At 59.1% G+C, this 18,347-nt stretch carries 13 protein-coding genes; 3 read left to right on the top strand and 10 right to left on the bottom strand.

Annotated features, from left to right (window positions below):
• Nucleotides 1–3 precede the first annotated feature (3 nt).
• The 4 genes from kdpB to AC5S3R_RS08515 form a co-directional block, all read right to left on the bottom strand.
• Nucleotides 4–2,037, bottom strand: coding sequence for a potassium-transporting ATPase subunit KdpB (kdpB, locus tag AC5S3R_RS08530; protein ID WP_494266595.1), 2,034 nt, complete (start codon nt 2,035–2,037; stop codon nt 4–6).
• A gap of 16 nt (nt 2,038–2,053) precedes the next feature.
• Entirely contained in the window at nt 2,054–3,787 is a 1,734-nt protein-coding gene (kdpA, locus tag AC5S3R_RS08525) for a potassium-transporting ATPase subunit KdpA (protein ID WP_494266594.1), read from the bottom strand.
• Nucleotides 3,788–3,804: 17 nt separating this feature from the next.
• Entirely contained in the window at nt 3,805–3,900 is a 96-nt protein-coding gene (gene kdpF, locus AC5S3R_RS08520) for a K(+)-transporting ATPase subunit F (RefSeq protein WP_494266593.1), read from the bottom strand.
• A 219-nt stretch (nt 3,901–4,119) separates the two neighbouring features.
• The gene (locus tag AC5S3R_RS08515; protein ID WP_494266592.1) at nt 4,120–4,824 is read right to left on the bottom strand and encodes a response regulator transcription factor; all 705 of its coding nucleotides are present in this window, start codon (nt 4,822–4,824) and stop codon (nt 4,120–4,122) included.
• 66 nt (nt 4,825–4,890) lie between these two features.
• On the opposite strand from AC5S3R_RS08515, the gene AC5S3R_RS08510 reads away from it, so the two are divergent.
• Together AC5S3R_RS08510 and AC5S3R_RS08505 are read left to right on the top strand one after the other, a co-directional pair.
• A complete protein-coding gene (locus AC5S3R_RS08510; protein WP_494266591.1) occupies nt 4,891–6,390 on the top strand; it encodes an ATP-binding protein in 1,500 nt (499 codons plus the stop codon).
• Nucleotides 6,391–6,422: 32 nt separating this feature from the next.
• Complete coding sequence (locus AC5S3R_RS08505) at nt 6,423–7,358, top strand: ABC transporter permease (RefSeq protein WP_494266590.1); 936 nt, start codon at nt 6,423–6,425, stop codon at nt 7,356–7,358.
• Between the two features lie 6 nt (nt 7,359–7,364).
• Here the strand turns inward: AC5S3R_RS08505 and AC5S3R_RS08500 are convergent, their stop codons facing one another.
• Nucleotides 7,365–7,823: a metallophosphoesterase family protein gene (locus AC5S3R_RS08500; protein ID WP_494266589.1), complete on the bottom strand. Its 459-nt coding sequence runs from the start codon at nt 7,821–7,823 to the stop codon at nt 7,365–7,367.
• Nucleotides 7,824–7,825: 2 nt separating this feature from the next.
• Nucleotides 7,826–8,680 (bottom strand): ABC transporter permease, encoded by an 855-nt coding sequence (locus tag AC5S3R_RS08495; RefSeq protein ID WP_494266588.1) that lies wholly within the window; start codon nt 8,678–8,680, stop codon nt 7,826–7,828.
• Nucleotides 8,681–8,733: 53 nt separating this feature from the next.
• On the opposite strand from AC5S3R_RS08495, the gene AC5S3R_RS08490 reads away from it, so the two are divergent.
• On the top strand, nt 8,734–9,510 hold the full coding sequence (locus AC5S3R_RS08490; RefSeq protein WP_494266587.1) for a CAP domain-containing protein: 777 nt from the start codon (nt 8,734–8,736) through the stop codon (nt 9,508–9,510).
• 15 nt (nt 9,511–9,525) lie between these two features.
• Here AC5S3R_RS08490 and AC5S3R_RS08485 read toward each other — a convergent pair whose 3' ends face one another.
• The 4 genes from AC5S3R_RS08485 to AC5S3R_RS08470 form a co-directional block, all read right to left on the bottom strand.
• Nucleotides 9,526–10,347, bottom strand: a complete 822-nt coding sequence (locus AC5S3R_RS08485) for a fumarylacetoacetate hydrolase family protein (RefSeq protein ID WP_494266586.1) — start codon at nt 10,345–10,347, stop codon at nt 9,526–9,528.
• Nucleotides 10,344–12,317, bottom strand: coding sequence for a YjhG/YagF family D-xylonate dehydratase (locus AC5S3R_RS08480; protein ID WP_494266585.1), 1,974 nt, complete (start codon nt 12,315–12,317; stop codon nt 10,344–10,346). The genes AC5S3R_RS08485 and AC5S3R_RS08480 overlap by 4 nt, the downstream gene beginning before the upstream one ends.
• Nucleotides 12,314–13,609 (bottom strand): MFS transporter, encoded by a 1,296-nt coding sequence (locus AC5S3R_RS08475; RefSeq protein WP_494266584.1) that lies wholly within the window; start codon nt 13,607–13,609, stop codon nt 12,314–12,316. The genes AC5S3R_RS08480 and AC5S3R_RS08475 overlap by 4 nt, the downstream gene beginning before the upstream one ends.
• A gap of 181 nt (nt 13,610–13,790) precedes the next feature.
• On the bottom strand, nt 13,791–18,161 hold the full coding sequence (locus AC5S3R_RS08470) for a beta strand repeat-containing protein (protein WP_494266583.1): 4,371 nt from the start codon (nt 18,159–18,161) through the stop codon (nt 13,791–13,793).
• Between the last annotated feature and the right edge of the window lie 186 nt (nt 18,162–18,347).

Below are 18,347 nucleotides of genomic sequence, written 5' to 3'. Positions count from 1 at the left end.
TCCTTAGGCGAGGTGCAGGATGGCCAGCACCATATCGATTGCCTTGATACCAACGAATGGAACGAGGATGCCGCCTACTCCATAGAGGAGAAGGTTGCGGCGGAGAAGGACATCGGCGGGCTTGGGTTCGTAGCGCACGCCTTTGAGCGCGAGTGGGATGAGCGCGACGATGATGATGGCGTTGAAGATGACCGCCGATAGAATGGCCGATTGCGGCGAGCGTAGATACATGATGTTGAGCGCGTTGAGCACGGGGAAGGTTCCGGCGAACATGGCGGGGATGATAGCGAAGTATTTTGCTACGTCGTTGGAGATGGAGAAGGTGGTCAGCGCGCCGCGGGTCATTAAGAGCTGCTTGCCGATTTCTACGATTTCGATGAGCTTGGTGGGGTTGGAGTCGAGGTCGACCATGTTGCCGGCTTCTTTGGCGGCTTGTGTGCCGGAGTTCATGGCTACGCCTACGTCGGCTTGCGCAAGAGCTGGGGCGTCGTTGGTGCCGTCGCCGGTCATGGCTACTAGCTTGCCTTTGGCTTGCTCGCGCTTGATCAGGTCCATTTTGTCTTTGGGCTTGGCTTCGGCAAGGAAGTCGTCTACGCCTGCTTCACGTGCGATGACGGCGGCGGTGAGCGGGTTGTCGCCGGTAATCATGATGGTGCGAATGCCCATGGCGCGCAGACGGGAGAGGCGCTCTTTAAGGCCGCCTTTGACGATGTCCTTGAGATAGATGACGCCGAGCGCGGAGGAATTTTCAGCTACTACGAGAGGCGTGCCGCCCTGGCGTGCGATTGCTTCCACGCTTTCGCGGACTTTGGGAGGGAGGCTTGCGCCTTGCTCTTCGAGGAAGCGTGCGATGGCGTCTGCTGAACCTTTGCGGATGCGAATGCCGGGGAGGTTGACGCCGCTCATGCGGGTTTGCGCGGTGAAGGGAACGAACTCGGCGTGGATGTCGCTTAGCTCGCGGCCTCGGAGGTTGTACTTGGTTTTGGCGAGGACGACTACGGAGCGGCCTTCGGGGGTTTCATCGGATAGGGATGCGAGTTGTGCTGCGTCGGCGAGGCGCTCGGGGCTGATGCTGGGAGCGGGAACGAATTCTACGGCCTGACGATTGCCCAGCGTGATGGTTCCTGTTTTGTCGAGCAGGAGTGTGTTGACGTCTCCTGCGGCCTCAACAGCGCGGCCACTCATGGCGAGTACGTTGTATTGGACCAGTCGGTCCATTCCGGCGATGCCGATGGCGGAGAGAAGGCCGCCGATGGTGGTGGGAATTAAGCAGACCAGCAGCGAGACGAGTACGAAGATTGTTTGCGGGGCTTTGGAGTAGATGGCGAAGGGTTGCAGTGTCACAACTGCCAAGAGGAAGACGATTGTGAGGCCGGAGAGCAGGATGCTTAAGGCGATTTCGTTGGGCGTTTTTTGACGCGATGCGCCTTCTACTAACGCGATCATGCGGTCGAGGAAGGTTTCGCCGGGGTTGGAGGTGATGCGGACTTTGATCCAGTCGGAGAGGACTTTGGTGCCGCCTGTGACGGCGGAGCGGTCGCCACCAGCTTCGCGGATGACGGGCGCGGATTCTCCGGTGATGGCGGATTCATCGACGGAGGCTACGCCTTCGATGACTTCGCCGTCGCCTGCGATGTATTGGCCTGCGGGGACGTAGATGACGTTGCCGGAGCGGAGGTGGGTGCTGGAGATTTCTTCAAGCTCTCCTGACGGTGTGTAGCGCAGGGCGATGGTTTCGCCGCGGGCTTTGCGCAATGTGTCGGCCTGGGCCTTGCCGCGGCCTTCTGCCATGGCTTCTGCGAAGTTGGCGAAGAGTACGGTGAACCACAGCCATAGCGTGATTTGCAGATTGAATGCGAGGCCGGGGCGGTGGTTAATTGCGTCGTTGATGAGCAGGGCTGTGGTGAGGACGCTGCCTACTTCGACGACGAACATTACGGGATTCTTGATCATGGAGCGTGGATTGAGCTTGCGCACGGAATCGAGTAGCGCTGCGCCGAGGATTTCTGTGTTCCAAAGATTTTTGTTTTCAGCCATTGGAGTTTTCTTTCTGTTAGAAGAGCTGGCCGGATTGGAGCAGCAGGTGTTCGAGGATTGGACCCAGGCTTAGCACGGGGAAAAATGTTAGTGCGCCTAATACGACGACTACGCCGATGAGCAAGACGGTGAAGAGCGAGCCGTTTACGGGGAATGTTCCGGGGGATGGCGGGACGCTTTTCTTTTGCGCTAGATTGCCTGCGATGGCTAGCACGGGAATGAGCATGAGGAAGCGGCCTGCGAGCATCGTCCAGCCGAGAGCTACGTTGTACCACCAGGTGTTGGCGCTGAGGCCTGCGAATGCTGAGCCGTTGTTGCCGGTGGCTGAGGTGAAGGCGTAGAGGATTTCGCTGAGGCCGTGCGGGCCGCTGTTGTTGAGTGATGCAAGGCCGATGGTGGGCGAGAGGACGAAGATGGCGGTGAGCGTGAGGATGCAGATCGGGAAGATGAGCACGTAGAGCATGGACATTTTTACGTCGTAGGCATCGATTTTTTTGCCGAGGTATTCTGGCGTGCGGCCAACCATTAAGCCAGCAATGAAGACGGCTAATACAACGAAGATGAGCATGCCGTAGAGACCGGAGCCAACGCCGCCGAAGATGACTTCGCCGAGCATGATGTTGGTGAGCACGACCATGCCGCCGAGCGGGGTGAAGCTGTCGTGCATGGCGTTGACTGCGCCGCAGCTTGCATCTGTGGTGATGGTTGCGAAGAGAGAAGACTGCGAGATGCCGAAGCGGACTTCTTTGCCTTCCATGTTGCCGGAGGGTGCTGTTGGCGTGCCTGTTTGTGCCGTGCCGTGGAGTTGTGGATGCGGATGCGACTCTGCCCAGTAGACGGCGGTAAAGCCTGCGGCGAAGAGCACGAACATTGCTGCGAAGACGGCCCAGCCGTGGCCGGGCGAGCCGGTGATACGGCCTAGCGTGAACGTCAATGCTGCCGGGATGAGGAAGATGGAGAGCATCTGGAGAAAGTTGGAGAAGGGCGTGGGGTTCTCGAAGGGATGCGCGCTGTTGGCGTTGAAGAATCCGCCTCCGTTGGTGCCCAGCATCTTGATGGCTTCCTGCGATGCTACGGGGCCTTGTGCGATTGTTTGTGTTTGATTGGATTGCTCTAGCGTGTGGGCGACGGTGTAGGCATGCAGGTTTTGCGGTACACCCTGGGCTACGAGAAGCAGTGCGTAGAGGGCGGATGCGGGCAGCAGGATGTAGAGCAGTGTGCGTGTTGTGTCTACCCAGAAGTTTCCGATGGTGGTGGACTCGGTGCGGCGGATGCCACGGATGAGTGCGATGGCGGTGACGATACCTATGGCTGCGGAGAAGAAGTTATGCGTGGCCAGAGCTGCCATTTGCGTGAGGTAGCTCATGGTGGCTTCCGGTGTGTAGGACTGCCAGTTTGTATTCGTTGTGAAGCTTGCGGCGGTGTTCCATGCGAGGTCGGGGCCTACGGCAGCTAGCTTTTGTGGGTTCCATAGCGGCAGTGCGGCTTGCAGGCGTTCGATTGCGTAGGTGACCAGCAGGCTTATGGCGGAAAAGTCGAGGAGCGCGAAGGCGTATTCGCGCCAGTTCATTTCGCGTTCGGAGTGAACGCCGGTGAGTTTGTAGATGGAGCGCTCTACGGGGCGTAGTGCGAAATCAAGCCATGTGCGCTTGCCTTCGAGAACGTTTGCGAGATACAGGCCGATGGGGCGGACTGTTGCGATGAGGACAAGCGTGAAGAGAGCGAATTGTAGCCAGCCATTGAGGGACATATCAGAACTTTTCCAATTCAAAATTTCTCGGGATAGAGCAGCGCTGCAACGAGATAACCCAGCAGAAGAATGGAGAGAATGAGCGCAATTGCGCTGATGAGGTCGATGTGCATGGCGCTTATTTCAACCTCTGGCAGGCTTTTATGTAGAGAAAGGAAACGGCGAAGAAGACAGCCGTGAAAAGGAACATCAGTGCATCTTGCATAGCAACCTCATGGGGATGGCCACGCGAGGCGTGACCGTTGTTCAACCCATGAGTGAGGATGCGCTTGTGTGTCTATAGGTAGGCGAAATGATTCCTAAATAATGCGTAAGGGCCGGAGTGCGTGTATTTATTCGGATGGTGCTTCGGTGTCTGTCCAGCCTTCAGGAATAAAGCGATAGCCGACCCATGGCTCGGTCTGAATGTACTGGCGGCCGGTTTCGTTTTCGAGTTTTTTGCGCAGCTGGCCAACGAAGACGCGGAGGTATTCCGGCTGATGCGCGGCCTGGCCACCCCAGACGGAGGTAAGCAGTGCGCGATGTGTCATGACTTTGCCGGGGTTGCGTGCGAGGTGCGCGAGGAGGTCGAATTCCTTGGGCGTGAGGTGGATTTCTTTGCCCTGCACGGTGATGTTGTGCGCTGCGATGTCTACGACAAAATCACCTACGGTGATTGCGCTTGTTGTGCGCTCAGGAGCGCGGCGCAGATGGGCGCGGACGCGGGCGAGGAGTTCCTGAATGCCGAAGGGCTTGGTTACGTAATCGTCCGCACCGGCGTCGAGTGCTTCTACCTTGGAGCGTTCATGGTCGCGAACGGAGAGGACGAGGATGGGAGTGGAAGAGATGCGGCGGATTGCCTGGCATACGTCTACGCCGCTGAGACCGGGCATCATGAGGTCTGTGATGATCAGGTCGGGCGTCCACTCGCGGAAGACCTGCAGGCCTTCTTCGGGGTCGTTGGCGGTGCGTACTTCAAAGCTCTGCGCCGTTAGTGCAGCGCGCAGGGCGCGGGTGATTTGCGATTCATCATCGATGACAAGAATTCGTCCGGACATAGCTTTCTCGTGGGGGACGCGATAGTGTCCCCGCTTCGGAGGGTATCATGCTGAGTGAGAAAGGCAATGTCTACAGTGAGCGAAGCATCAAGCTGGTCGATAGGTCTCAAGAGCATTTTGAAGGCGCTTTACGCTACTTTGGGCGTGGCTGCGGCGACGGCGTTGCTGGATTGGGGCCGGATTGATGATTCGATTGTTGCGCTTATCTTTCTGACGGCGGTTGTGTGGGTCGCTACGCGGGTTGGCGTGCGGCTTTCGCTCTATGTGGCGTTTTTGTGTGCCATCAGCTTTGATTTTTTCTTCCTGTCTCCGTTGAGAACGCTGCGGCTGGCGGGATTGCAGGAGTGGATGGAGTTGCTGTCTTTTCTTGCCAGCTCCGTGGTTGTGAGCAGTATTGCAGACCGCATACGCTTGCAGGCGCGCCTGGCGGAAGACCGCCGGATGGATGTAGAACGGCTTTACTTGTTGAGCCAGGAGATGATGCTGCATGAAGATGCGGTGCAGTTGATGCGCGATCTGCCGACGATGATTCAGAAGACATATTCTCTTGGCGATGTGGTGCTGTACGTGCGGGAGCAGGACAGATTTTATGGCTCGTTGCAGGAGATTCCTTCGCAGGTGCAGGAGGAGCTTCACGCTCTTATGTATGGCCATGCCGCCGCGGCAGAAGGCGGGGATGGCTATGTTTTGCATGCGCTGATGTTTGGCATGAAGAAGATTGGCGCGATTGCGTGGAATCCTGACGTGCTTTCACGGGACTCTGCTACTTCCTTGAGCGCGCAGGTTGCGATTGCGCTTACGAGAGCTGAGGCGATTGAGACCTATACGCATGTGGAGGCTGCGCGCGAAGGAGAGCGCTTGCGCACGGCTCTAATTGATTCGCTTACGCATGAACTGCGCACGCCGCTTACGAGTATTCGCGCGGCGGCTACGACGCTTGTGCATGGCGAGGGGCTGGATGATGCGTCGCGCAAAGACTTGGCAGAGCTGATGGATGAGGAGAGCAAGCGGCTCGACAAGCTGATTGGCGAAGCGGTGGAGATGGCGGAGATTGACGCGAATGTGCTGCGCGTGACGCTGGTTCCGCAATATGTTCGCGCATTGCTGGAGCATGCGGTGGAGGAGTCGCGAAGGACGCTTGCGGGGCGTCCTGTTTCGATTGATGTGGACGTGGTGGACAGGCCAGCGTGGTTTGATGCGCATTTGCTGAGCAGGGTTCTGCGGCATCTTATCGAGAATGCGGCGCGGTATTCGGCGTCAGGCGCGGCAATTGCTTTGGAGAGTAAGCGCGAGTTGGGTCAGCTTGTGTTCAGAGTTGCGGATTATGGGGCTGGAATTGATGCCGGGGATTTGCCGTTTATCTTTCAGAAGTTTTATCGCGGGAAGCAGGGGAAGATGGCGGGTAAGGGGTCGGGGATGGGGCTGTCGATTGTTCGCGCCATCCTGGAGGCGCATGGGGGCGGGATTGATGTGACGACTGAGCCGGGAAAGGGAAGCACGTTTCGCTTCTGGGTTCCGCTGGTGGAGAAACAGCCCGAGGGCGCGGCCAGGTTGAAGATGAGTTAAGTGGAAGCGTTGATGTATGGTGAGAGGGAGATATGAAGCAGATTCTCATACGACTTTCTCTCACGCTTCCGGTTGTTTGGCTGGTGGTTTCGCTGGTGTTTTTGCTGATTCACCTGGTGCCGGGAGACCCGATCCAGGCGATGCTTGGGGACGGCGCTACGCCTGCGGATATGACGGCGTTGCGGCATCAATATGGGCTGGATAAGCCGCTTGGCTTGCAGTACCTGAGCTACTGGGGCGGCGTGCTGCATGGGGATCTGGGGAGCTCGATTCGGCTGCATGATTCGGTGGCGCATCTTATTTCGCAGAGGTATCCGTTTACGCTCGCGCTGACGATTGCGGCGCTGGTTTTTGGGCTTGTACTTGCGCTGCCGGCAGGTGTTGCAGCGGCTGTGGGCCGGGGGCGGGCTATGGACCAGGTGCTGAGCGTGGTGAGCCTGTTTGGGCTTTCTGTTCCGGGGCTGGCGCTGGGGCCGGTTTTGATTCTGGTGTTTGCGATTGTGCTGGGGTGGCTGCCTGTTTCCGGCGCGAATAACGGCAGTACAAAGTTGATTGACTGGCATTATCTTGTGTTGCCTGCGATTGCGATGGGGGCTTCCCTGGCGGCGATTCTTACGAGGATGGTGCGCACGGCGATGCTGGAAGAGTTAGGGCAGGATTATATTCGTACGGCTCGCGCCAAGGGATTGAGCGAGGGCGCTGTGGTGTGGCGGCATGCGTTGCCGAATGCTCTTGTGCCGATTGTTACGGTAGTGGGATTGCAGTTTGGCGCGCTGCTGGCCGGGGCGATTGTTACGGAGAAGATTTTTAGCTGGCCGGGGCTGGGGCGGCTGGTGGTGGATGCGATTTCCAATCGGGATTATGCGCTGGTGCAGGGGTGTTTGCTGTCGATTGGGCTGACGTATGTGCTGGTGAATCTGCTGACGGACCTTGTGTATCGGTGGGTGAATCCGCGGATGAGGGCTTGAGGATGCTTAGAGCAGTTCGATGATTTTGGCTTGCAGGGGATTGTTGGGCGTGGCGTGCAGGAGGCCGATTGTGATGGGGAGTTGGAATCGCCTGGGGCCGCAGGAGCCGGGATTGAAGTAGAGGACGCCGTTACGGTGCTCGATGTGGGGCTTGTGGGAGTGGCCGTAGAGGACTGCGTGGAAGCCTGCGACTTCAGGTTTAAGGTCTAAAACTTCAATATTATGCAATAAATAGATAGAAATCCCTTCAATGTCTGCGACTTCGGTTTCGGGGAGTTGGGAGCAGGGGCCGGTGGTGTCGATGTTGCCGCGGATGGCGGTGACGGGGGCGATTTGGCGAAGGGCTTCGAGGATTTCTATCTTGCCTACGTCGCCCAGATGAAGGATGTGCTCTACGCCTGCTAACGCTGGTATGACCTCGGGCCTTAGCAGGCCATGTGTGTCGCTTACTACGCCGATTTTCATTGCTACAAACCCATTTCCAGCTTGGTGCGCGGGTCTAACTGGTCGCGGAGAGCGTCGCCGAGGAAGTTGAAGCCGAGGACGGCTCCAGCTACGGCGGCGGCTGGGAAGAGTACGAGGTGCGGCGAGTCGAAGAGGTGGGAGCGGGCATCGTTGAGCATGCCTCCCCAGCTTGGCGCAGGAGCGGGGATGCCGAGGCCCAGGAACGAGAGTGTGGCTTCCGCGAGGATAACTCCGGCCATGCCGATGGCTGCTTGCACAAGGATGGGCTGCAGGATGTTGGGGAGGATGTGGCGGAAGAAGATGCGGAGGCCGCTGGCTCCGAGGGAACGCGCTGCATCTACATATTCGCGGTCGCGTACGGACATTACCTGTGCGCGGACGAGGCGTGCGTAGCCGGCCCATCCGCCGATGGCGAGCGCGAGGACGAGGTTGAGGAAGCCGGGGCCGAGGAATGCGGCGAAGGCGATGGCGAGCAGGATTCCGGGCAGGGCGAGGAAGGTGTTCATCGCGAAGGTGGTGAGGGCGGTGTCTACCCAGCCGCCGAGGTATCCGGCTAGTCCGCCGATGGCGATGCCTAGTGTCAGCGACACTGCGACGACTGTGACGGAGACGGCGAGGGAGAGGCGTGCTCCCCAGAGAAGGCGGGCGAGTGTGTCGCGGCCTAGTTCATCGGTGCCGGCCCAGTGTGTGAGGGAGGGTGCTTCGAGGCGGTGGAGCAGGTCGATTGCCGCGGGATTGTAGTGTGCGAGCCAGGGTGCGAAGAGTCCGCCGAGAACGAATGCGGCGAGCAGTGCGATGCCTACGGCTGCCAGCGGCTGGCGGCGGACACGGTTTTGGATTGTGTGGAGAAAGCTCATGTACAAGATGAGGATACAGCGACAAACCGAGGGAGATTGTGTTCAATCTATGTATGACACGTTTTCATCGCTGGTTCTTTTTCTATATAGTTGCGGCTCTTGTTGCGATGCTGCCAGAGGCTGTTTGTGCGCAGTCGCAGCCGGAGATGGCGGAGCAGCTTTTGGCGCTTGCTAACAAGTCTCGCGCGCAGGCTGGCGCGGGGCCGCTGGTGTGGGACGCGGCGTTGGCTGCGGCGGCGATGAAGCACTGCCAGCGCATGGTGGTGGAGGGGCCGATTTCGCATCGCTACTCTGGTGAGCTGGACCTTACGGAGCGTGCGGCTGCGGCTGGAGCCCACTTCAGCGTGATTGAGGAGAACATTGCGATGGGGCAGTATCCGGACCAGGTTCATGAGGACTGGATGCAGTCGGAAGGGCATCGGCAGAATTTGCTGAATCGCGAGGTGAATCGCGTTGGGATTGCGGTGATTGCGCGTGGCGGCGATATCTATGCGGTTGCGGATTATTCGCAGGGCGTTGCTTCGATGACGACGGAGCAGGCGGAGTCCCAGATTGGCGGGCTTGTTCGGATGAGCGGTATTAAGCTGCGGAACAATGTGGGCGATGCGCGGAGGGCGTGCGGCATGGAGCGCGGATTGCCTGACAGGCTTAGCGGCGGCGAGCCTATGTTTGTGATGCGGTGGCAGAACACGGACATTGGGCATTTGCCGCAGCCGCTTGTGGATCGGCTAGGGTCGGGGCAGTATCACGAGGCGGTTGTGGGGAGCTGCGCACCGCGTGGTGCTGACAGTGGGTTTACTATGTATCGCTTTGCGGTGTTGTTGTACTGAGTCCCCGCGAATGCGTTATGCGACGGGGTTTTCCAGGGTTCCCAAGCCGTCGATTGAGATGCGGATGATGTCTCCGGTTTGCAGGGTGAAGTTGTCGGGTGGCACTATTCCGGTTCCGGTCATGAGATAGGCTCCGTGAGGGAATTGCAGCTCGCGGAAGAGGTAGGAGATTAGCTCGGTGTGGTCGCGTTTCATTTCGGCTAGCGTGGTGTTGCCGGTGAAGATGGAGTTTCCGTCGCGATTGATTTGCAGTTGGATGGCTGTGGATTTGGATATTGGCTCTTCCGCGAGAAGGATGGCGGGGCCGATGGCGCAACTGCCATCGTAGACTTTGGCTTGCGGGAGATAGAGCGGGTTTTCGCCTTCGATGTCGCGTGAGCTCATGTCGTTGCCGATGGTGTAGCCGATGATTTTTCCTGCGGCGTTGGCTACTAACGTTAGCTCGGGTTCGGGGACGGACCATGTTGCGTCTTTGCGGATTCGCACAGGGCTGCCGGGGGCGATGACTCGCCAGCCTGTGCTTTTGAAGAAAAGTTCGGGGCGCTCGGCCGCGTATACACGGTCGTAGAAGCTGCCGCCACCGGCTTCTTTGCTTTCTTCCATGCGGGCGCTGCGGCTGCGATAGTAGGTGACTCCGGCGGCCCATACTTCCTGGCTTTCGATGGGGGCTGATGCGGTGGCGGGGTCGAAGGATACGGGAGCGGTGTTGAGCGCGGCGCGTGCTGTTTCGAGCAGGGTGTCGCTGTTGAGCAGGGCGTCCCAGCTTTCCGCGGCGATGCGGTGGAAGCTTGCGTTGTTTTCTATGAAAATTCCTTGCGTGCTTCGATAGAGTTTCATGCTTTTGGGACTCCGTTGCTGAGTTGTGTGACGATTGCGTCCACGTCGTAGACGCAGCCTCCCCATACGCCGCCACTTGCTTGAATCAAGGCTGCCCATAGGCGGGTGTCGGCGGGGAGTGCGGGGTGTGGCGCTAAGTCTGTTCGTGGGGTGCGTGTTGCGAGGCGGTGTGTGCCTTCTTGTGCTGAGAAGAGTTCATTGTTTTCGCCTATGAGGTTGATTGAGGCGCTTAGGGTTTTGCGATCTACGATGATTTCGATCTGGTCGCCGTCTATGATGCGGCCGATGGGACCGCCTGCTAACGCTTCGGGAGAGATGTGGCCGATACAGGCTCCGGTGGATACGCCGCTGAAGCGGGCGTCGGTTAATACGGCGACGTGCTTGCAGTAGGAGAGGGTTTTGAGCGCGGAGGTTACTTGATAGATTTCCTGCATGCCTGCGCCTAGCGGGCCTCCGCAGATGAGGACGATGATGTCGCCTTGTGCGATGTTGCCACGCTTGATGGCTTCCATGGCTGCGGCTTCTGTGGTGAATACGCGGGCGGGGCCGGTGTGGCGATAGACGTTATTGGCATCGACGAGGGTAGGGTCGATGGCGGTGCTTTTGATTACGGAGCCTTGCGGGGCGAGGTTGCCTGTGGGGAAGCAGACTGTTGCGGTGAGGTTGCGCCTGGTGGCGCTGGATGGACTCATGATGACTTCATCGGGGTCGATGTTGTCTTGTTCGCGGATCTGCTTTTTGAGTTCGGCGCGGCGGTTGCTTTCTTTCCACCACTGGAGATTTTGTTCGAGTGTTTCGCCGGTTACGGTTCGCACGTTTGTGTCGAGCAGGCCAGCCTCGCGGAGGTGCAGCATGACTTCAGGGACGCCTCCGGCAAGAAAGACTTGAACGGTTGCGAAGCCGCGTGGGCCGTTGGGGAGAGCATCGACGAGGCGCGGGACCTGACGGTTGATTGCGGCCCAGTCGTCTACCGTAGGGCGCTTGAGTCCTGCTGCGTGTGCGATGGCGGGAAGATGCAGGAGGAGATTGGTGGAGCCTCCGAAGGCTGCATGGACGACCATTGCGTTGCGGATTGCGGCGTTGGTTAGTACGTTGCTTGTGCCGATGTTTTGTTCGGTCATTCGGAGGATGGCTCGCGCGGAACGGCGTGCGGCGTCGAGCCAGATGGCGTGGCCGGATGGGGCGAGGGCGGTGTGTGGGAGCGAGAGGCCGAGGGCTTCGGCTACGACTTGCGAGGTGGCGGCTGTGCCGAGGAATTGGCAGCCTCCGCCGGGTGATGCGCAGGCTTTGCAACCCATTTCTTCGGCGTATTCGAGGGAGATTTCGCCTTGTGCGAAGCGTGCACCGATGGTTTGGACTTTGCCTGCGTCTTCACCGGCTTCCGGTAGCAGTGTGACGCCGCCAGGGATGAGGATGCTGGGGAATGTGCCGGAGGATGCGAGCGCCATCATCATGGCGGGTAGGCCTTTGTCGCATGTGGCTACGCCGATGACGCCTTTGCGTGTGGGCAGCGAACGCATGAGGCGGCGGAGAACCGTGGCGGCGTCATTGCGATAGGGGAGGGAATCGAACATGCCTTCGGTGCCTTGCGTTCGACCGTCGCATGGGTCGGTGCAGGAGCCAGCGAAAGGGATGGCGTGGTGGTCGCGGAGTTCGCGTGCGGCTTCGGAGACGAGGAGTCCTACTTCCCAGTGGCCGGTGTGGAATCCGAGTGCGATGGGGGTTCCGTCTTGTGTGCGGAGGCCGCCGTGTGTGCTGAGGATGAGGAATTCGGGGTCGGCGAGGCGGGTGGGTTCCCAGCCCATTCCGGCATTTTGGCTCCAGCCGAAGAGATTGCCGGAAGGCTGGTTGACGAGCATGGCGGGCGTGAGCGGTAGAGCCCCTTCGGGGCCGGGTGCGTGGGTGCGAATGTTTTGCAGTGCGGCTTTGTCGCTCTCAAGTATTTGGGATGCGGTCCATTTTTTTATCACGCCGTTTTCTCCGGTGGCTTTTCTTTCAGCGTGAGCATGAGGGCGGATGCGACGACTACTGCGGCGGACATGAGGAGGAAGCCGGGACGTGAGCTGCCGGTGGCTGTCTGGAGCCATCCGACGAAGTAGGTGCCGACGAAGGCTCCGAGAGCGCCGCTGCTGTTAATGAGTGCAAGGACTTCCGCGGCGGCGGATTTGGGGACACGTTCGGGGATGATGGCGAAGAATGGGCCGTAGGGCGCGTACATACATGCTCCGGCGACGATGAGGCCGGCGAAGGGGATGGCGAAGGTGGCTCCTGCGGAGAGGAAGGACTCCATGAGTGCGATGCCGGCGAGGAGCAGGAAGGGCCATACGAGTGCTTTGCGGCGCAGGAGTTTGTCGGAACGATGTGCGGCGAAGAGCATAAGCAGGATTGCGGCGAGGTAGGGGACGGCGGAGTAGATGCCGGTGATACTCATGGAGGTGCCTGCACCGCGACGCACGATAGTCGGCAGCCAGAGGACGAAGCCGTAGATGCCGAGGCTCCAGCAGAAGTAGACGGCTGTTAAGAGCAGCACGTCAGCGCGGAGGAGTATTTTGCCGAGGGATTGGATATGTCCGACGGAGGTTTGTTCCGCGTTGAGGCGGGCTTCGAGGGCTTCAGCGGCTTCGGGAGGCATCCATGTGGCTTGTGCGGGGTGGTCGCGGACTAGCGTAATCCATGCGGCTGCCCATAGGACGGCGGGCAGGCCTTCGACGATGAAGGTGATTTGCCAACCTAGCTTTTCCATGAGGAAGCCGGTTATGAGGCTCATCCAGAGAACGGTGGCGGCGTTGGCCATGATGAGCAGTGCGTTGGCCCGGGAGCGCTCGGCGCGGGTGAACCAGCGTGTCAAGAGCAAGAGCATGGCGGGGAAGATGCAGCTTTCGGCGACGCCGAGGAGGAAACGGACGAGGGCCAGCATCCAGAAGCTGCGGACGATGCCGGTGAGAGCGGCGAGGACTCCCCAGATGCCCATGGAGACAAAGATGAGGCGGACGGGGCTGCGCTTGCCTACGAGCATCATTCCCGGGACTTGGAACAGGAAGTAGCCGAGGAAGAAGAGGGCTCCGAGGAGGGAGTTTTGCTGGCCGCTGAGGTGCAGCGTGGAGGCGAGGCCCGCGGCTGCGCCCATTCCGTAGTTGGCGCGGTCGAGGTAGGCGAGGCTGTAGATGACAAAGACGGCGGGAAGCAGACGCCACCAGCGCGCGTACAAGGCTGCCTGCGCCGGTGTGGAGACGGGCCATTCGGTAAGAGCGCTGGAATTCATCACAATTCTTTGCGCAGCGATTGTAACGGCGGGAGGGGAGTTCTTGCTACGTGGCGGATAGAGAGGCGTTAGATCTGGTTTCTGTCTTTAAGAGTGCGAGAGGAATAAGGTGTCCACTCTGATTTCAGCGCGGACTGGATATTGGTAATGCGGACCCTCCACCCGGAGGGTCCGCATTGTTTTATGGGATGGCTACGGTGGTGGTATTGGATGGGACGCTGAGATTGCCGGAGGCATCAACGCTTTCCACGTAGTAGTCGTAGCTCTGCCCTGCCGTGACGGTGGTGTCTGTGTAGGCTGTTCCTGTATTCGCGGAGGGGTTCAGAAGCTGGAAGGTGGATGCTCCGCTCGGGGAACGGTAGATGTTGTAGCCGGTTACCGGATCTGCGGAGCTGGCAGGCGCGCTCCAGGTTAGCTGGACTTCATAGGAGGTTGAAGTTCCCGTGCCTGTGAGGGCGACCTTGGCTGTGGGGTTGGAGGAGGAGTTGCTGGAGATGGTGAGGGCTCCGGTTGCCGCTCCTGCGGTGGTGGGGTCGAACTGGACATTTAACGAGGTGTTCTGACCGGGGTTCAGGGTAATTGGGAAAGTGCCTCCGGAGAGCCTGAAGCCTGTGCCGCTGACGGTGGCCGAATTCACGGTTACGGCGGAGGTTCCGGTTGAGCTGAGAGCTACCGATTGCGTCGAGGCGGTGTTGAGAGAGACATCTCCGAATGCGAGGGTACTGGCGCTTACGGTGAGGGTAGGTGTGGCTGCGGTTAATTGCAGTGAGAAGGTTTTGGATGCTCCGCCAGAGGTGGCTGTCAGGGTTGCCGTGGCTGTTGTGCTGACGGCGGTTGCGGTTGCGGAGAAGCTGGCTGTTGTGGCTCCTGCGGATACTGTTACGGACGCAGGTACGGTGACGGCGCTATTGTTGCTGGCGAGTGTTACTGCTTGTCCGCCTGTTGGTGCTGCAGCGCTGAGTGTGACGGTGCAGGCGTCGGTTGCAGCGCCAGTGATGGAGGAGGTGGTGCAGGTGAGTCCGCTCAGGGATGGGCCGATACCTGTTCCAGTGAGGCTTACCGTTGCGGTTGCGTTTGTGGAGGAGTTGCTGGAGATGGTGAGGGTTCCAGTTGCTGCTCCCGCTGTAGTGGGGTCGAACTGAACTGCCAGCGTGGCAGTTTTACCGGGACTCAGAGTGAGCGGGAAGGTGGCTCCGGAGACAGTGTAACCTGTGCCGCTGATGGTGGCTGAGTTGATGGTCACAGCAGCGGTTCCGGTCGAACTCAATGTGAGCGACTGGGATGTAGCGGTGTTCAGGTTTATGTTGCCAAAGGACAGCGTGCTGGCGCTCACGGTTAACGTGGCGGTAGATGCGCCTAATTGTAGTGAGAAGGTTTTGGATGTTCCGCCGGAAGTGGCTGTGAGTGTTGCCGTGGCAGCGGTGCTGACAGCGGTTGCGGTTGCGGAGAAGCTGGCTGTTGTGGCTCCCGCGGCTACTGTTACGGACGCCGGTACGGTGACGGCGTTGTTGTTGCTGGAAAGTGTTACTGCTTGTCCGCCTGTCGGTGCTGCGGTGCTGAGTGTGACGGTGCAGCTATCTGTTGCGGTTCCGGTGATGGAGGCAGTGGTGCAGGTGAGTCCGCTCAGGGATGGGCCGATGCCGGTGCCTGTGAGACTTACCCTGGCGGTGGCATTGGTGGATGAGTTGCTGGAGATAGTGAGGGTTCCGGTTGCTGCTCCCGCTGTAGTGGGGTCGAACTGAACTGCCAGCGTGGCAGTTTTACCGGGGTTCAGGGTGAGCGGGAACGTTGCGCCTGAGACGGTGAAGCCTGTGCCGCTGATGGTGGCCGAGTTGATAGTTACGGCGGCTGTTCCGGTTGAACTTAGTGTGAGCGACTGGGATGTAGCAGTGTTCAGGTTTATGTTGCCGAAGGCGAGAGTGCTGGCGCTAACGGTCAAGGTGGGTGTGCCAGCGCCCAATTGCAGCGCGAAGGTTTTGGATGCTCCGCCAGAGGTGGCTGTGAGTGTTGCTGTTGTCGCGGTGCTGACTGCGGTAACGGTTGCGGAGAAACTGGCTGTTGTGGCTCCTGCGGCTACTGTTACGGAGGCGGGTACGGTGACAGCGCTGTTGTTGCTGGCGAGAGTCACGGACTGTCCGCCAGTTGGTGCTGCGGTGCTGAGTGTGACTGTGCAGCTATCCGTTCCAGCGCCAGTATAAGAGCCAGTTGCGCAGGTGAGGGCACTTAGGGAGGGGCCGACGCCGGTTCCTGTGAGGCTTACCCTGGCGGTGGCATTGGTGGAGGAGTTGCTGGAGATGGTGAGGGTTCCGGTTGCTGCTCCAGCGGTGGCGGGATCGAACTGAACTGCTAGAGTGGCAGTTTTACCGGGGTTCAGGGTGAGCGGGAACGTTGCGCCTGAGACGGTGAAGCCTGTGCCGCTGATGGTGGCCGAGTTGATAGTTACGGCGGCTGTGCCGGTTGCGCTGAGTGTGAGTGACTGGGATGTGGCCGTGTTGAGGTTTACGTTGCCGAAGGCCAGCGTGCTGGTACTAAGAGTCAGGGTTGTGGTAGACGCACCTAACTGGAGTGCGAAGGTCCTGGATGTTCCGCCGGAAGTAGCTGTGAGCGTTGCCGTGGCGGTGGTACTGACGGCAGTAGCGGTAGCAGAGAAGCTTGCTGTTGTTGCTCCTGCGGCTACTGTTACGGAGGCGGGTACGGTAACTGCACTGTTGTTGCTGGCGAGAGTGACAGCTTGACCGCCTTTGGGTGCCGCAGCGCTGAGCGTGACGGTGCAGGTGTCAGTTCCCGCGCCGGTGATGGAGGCGCTGGTGCAGGTGAGACCGCTCAAGGATGGGCCGATGCCGGTGCCTGTGAGACTTACCCTGGCGGTGGCATTGGTGGATGAGTTGCTGGAGATAGTGAGGGCTCCGGTTGAGGCCCCAGCGGTGGTGGGGTCGAACTGAACCGCCAATACTGCGGTCTTGCCGGGGTTCAATGTGAGTGGGAAGGTGGCTCCGGAGACGGTGAAACCTGTGCCGCTGATGGTGGCTGAGTTGATGGTTACAGCGGCTGTGCCGGTCGAACTCAGTGTGAGCGACTGGGATGTAGCGGTGTTCAGGTTTATGTTGCCGAAGGCGAGAGTGCTGGCGCTGACGGTCAAGGTGGGTGTGCCAGCACCCAATTGCAGTGCGAAGGTTTTGGATGCTCCGCCAGAGGTGGCGGTAAGTGTTGCCGTGGCGGCGGTGCTGACGGCGCTGATAGTCGCGGAGAAGCTGGCGGTGGTTGCGCCTGCGGATACCGTAATAGAGGCCGGCACTTTGACCGCACTGTTATTGCTGGAGAGGGACACGGTCTGTCCGCGGACCGGCGCCGCGGCGCTGAGTGTGACGGCGCAGGTGTCAGTTCCAGCGCTGGTATAAGAGCCAGTGGTGCAGGTGAGGGCACTTAGGGATGGGCCGATGCCTGTGCCCGAGAGGCCTATCCTGGCCGTAGCATTGGAGGACGAATTACTGGAGAGAGTAAGGGCTCCGGCTTCGGCTCCTGTTGTAGTGGGGGTGAACTGGATCGTCAGCGTGGCGGTTTTGCCCGGGTTTAGAGTGAGCGGGAAAGCTGCTCCCGAGACAGAGAAGCCTGTGCCACTGATGGTGGCTGAGTTAATGGTTACAGCGATCGTTCCGGTTGAACTCAGGATGAGCGACTGGGATGTGGAGGTGTTCAGGTTTACATTGCCGAAGCTGACGGTACTGGCGCTTATGCTAAGCGTGGGAGTTGCCGCGTTGAGTTGCAGGCTATAGGTGGAAGAGCTGTTTCCCGCGTTGGCTGTGAGGGTTGCAGTCTGTGCGGTGCTGACTGCAGTAGCGGTTGCGGAGAAGTTCGCTGTTGTGACTCCTGCGGCTACTGTTACGGAGGCTGGCACCGTGACGGCACTGTTGTTGCTGGCAAGCGTGACTGCCTGTCCGCCTGTCGGGGCTGCGGAGCTGAGCGTGACGGTGCAATTGTCCGTTCCCGCGCCGGTGATAGAGGGATTCGCGCAGGTAAGGCTGCTTGAAATGGGTATTGCTGCTGCTGCCACGCCTGTGCCATTGATATTAATGGTGAGGTGAGGGTTGGCTGAGGCGTCACTTGTAACGGCCAGCGCTGCCGATGTCGCTCCGGCAGATGTGGGCGCAAACTGAATCGTCAACTTATACGTGGAGCCGCTCTTTAACTGGATGGGCAGCGTGTTCTGCCCTTGAAGCGAAAAAGCCTTATTGTTAAGGGATAGGGCTGTAATCTTAATCGAGGTCGATCCCAGATTGAGGAGCTCAATTGTGGCGGACGTAGTTGTGCCGACGGCAACCGAGCCAAAATTAACGGAGTTCGTAGAGGATTGAAGGACTCCCTTTAATACGACGCTCGAGGAAGAGGATGCTCCGCACCCGGAGAGGGTGACCGTCAGGTAACCTATCAGGACGAACAGAAGTAACGAGAAGCTCTGGAACGAATGCTGTTTGCCTGATATGCGGCTTAAAGCCGTACCTTGCCTCAGATTCGAAACAGCGTTGGGGGAAAATACTCCAAAAATCGAGACCACTCGATTCCAAAGACTATCTGGCTTGCGCATCGTCCTGCCTCATTATGAATAAATCCATGGCAACGGATCATAAGAGGGCCCATACAACATATCTTTAGTTCTTATATCGGGATTTTAGCATGGCACATGAATATAGTCACCACATAGCAGGTTACTTTTGCTCGCGCTTTGTGACTTTTGTGTCAA

Source organism: Occallatibacter sp. FHG110214_02 (genome assembly GCF_059115385.1).
The sequence above is the reverse complement of the archived record's forward strand: the minus strand, read 5'-3'. Positions and strand labels throughout refer to the sequence as shown.

What these genes read in the sequence shown, in the direction of transcription:
- kdpB (WP_494266595.1), bottom strand. Translation starts at nt 2,037, where the DNA reads ATGGCTGAAAACAAAAATCTTTGGAACACAGAAATCCTCGGCGCAGCG.
- AC5S3R_RS08505 (WP_494266590.1), top strand. Translation starts at nt 6,423, where the DNA reads ATGAAGCAGATTCTCATACGACTTTCTCTCACGCTTCCGGTTGTTTGG.
- kdpA (WP_494266594.1), bottom strand. Translation starts at nt 3,787, where the DNA reads ATGTCCCTCAATGGCTGGCTACAATTCGCTCTCTTCACGCTTGTCCTC.
- kdpF (WP_494266593.1), bottom strand. Translation starts at nt 3,900, where the DNA reads ATGCACATCGACCTCATCAGCGCAATTGCGCTCATTCTCTCCATTCTT.
- AC5S3R_RS08495 (WP_494266588.1), bottom strand. Translation starts at nt 8,680, where the DNA reads ATGAGCTTTCTCCACACAATCCAAAACCGTGTCCGCCGCCAGCCGCTG.
- AC5S3R_RS08515 (WP_494266592.1), bottom strand. Translation starts at nt 4,824, where the DNA reads ATGTCCGGACGAATTCTTGTCATCGATGATGAATCGCAAATCACCCGC.
- AC5S3R_RS08485 (WP_494266586.1), bottom strand. Translation starts at nt 10,347, where the DNA reads ATGAAACTCTATCGAAGCACGCAAGGAATTTTCATAGAAAACAACGCA.
- AC5S3R_RS08510 (WP_494266591.1), top strand. Translation starts at nt 4,891, where the DNA reads ATGTCTACAGTGAGCGAAGCATCAAGCTGGTCGATAGGTCTCAAGAGC.
- AC5S3R_RS08500 (WP_494266589.1), bottom strand. Translation starts at nt 7,823, where the DNA reads ATGAAAATCGGCGTAGTAAGCGACACACATGGCCTGCTAAGGCCCGAG.
- AC5S3R_RS08490 (WP_494266587.1), top strand. Translation starts at nt 8,734, where the DNA reads ATGACACGTTTTCATCGCTGGTTCTTTTTCTATATAGTTGCGGCTCTT.
- AC5S3R_RS08475 (WP_494266584.1), bottom strand. Translation starts at nt 13,609, where the DNA reads ATGAATTCCAGCGCTCTTACCGAATGGCCCGTCTCCACACCGGCGCAG.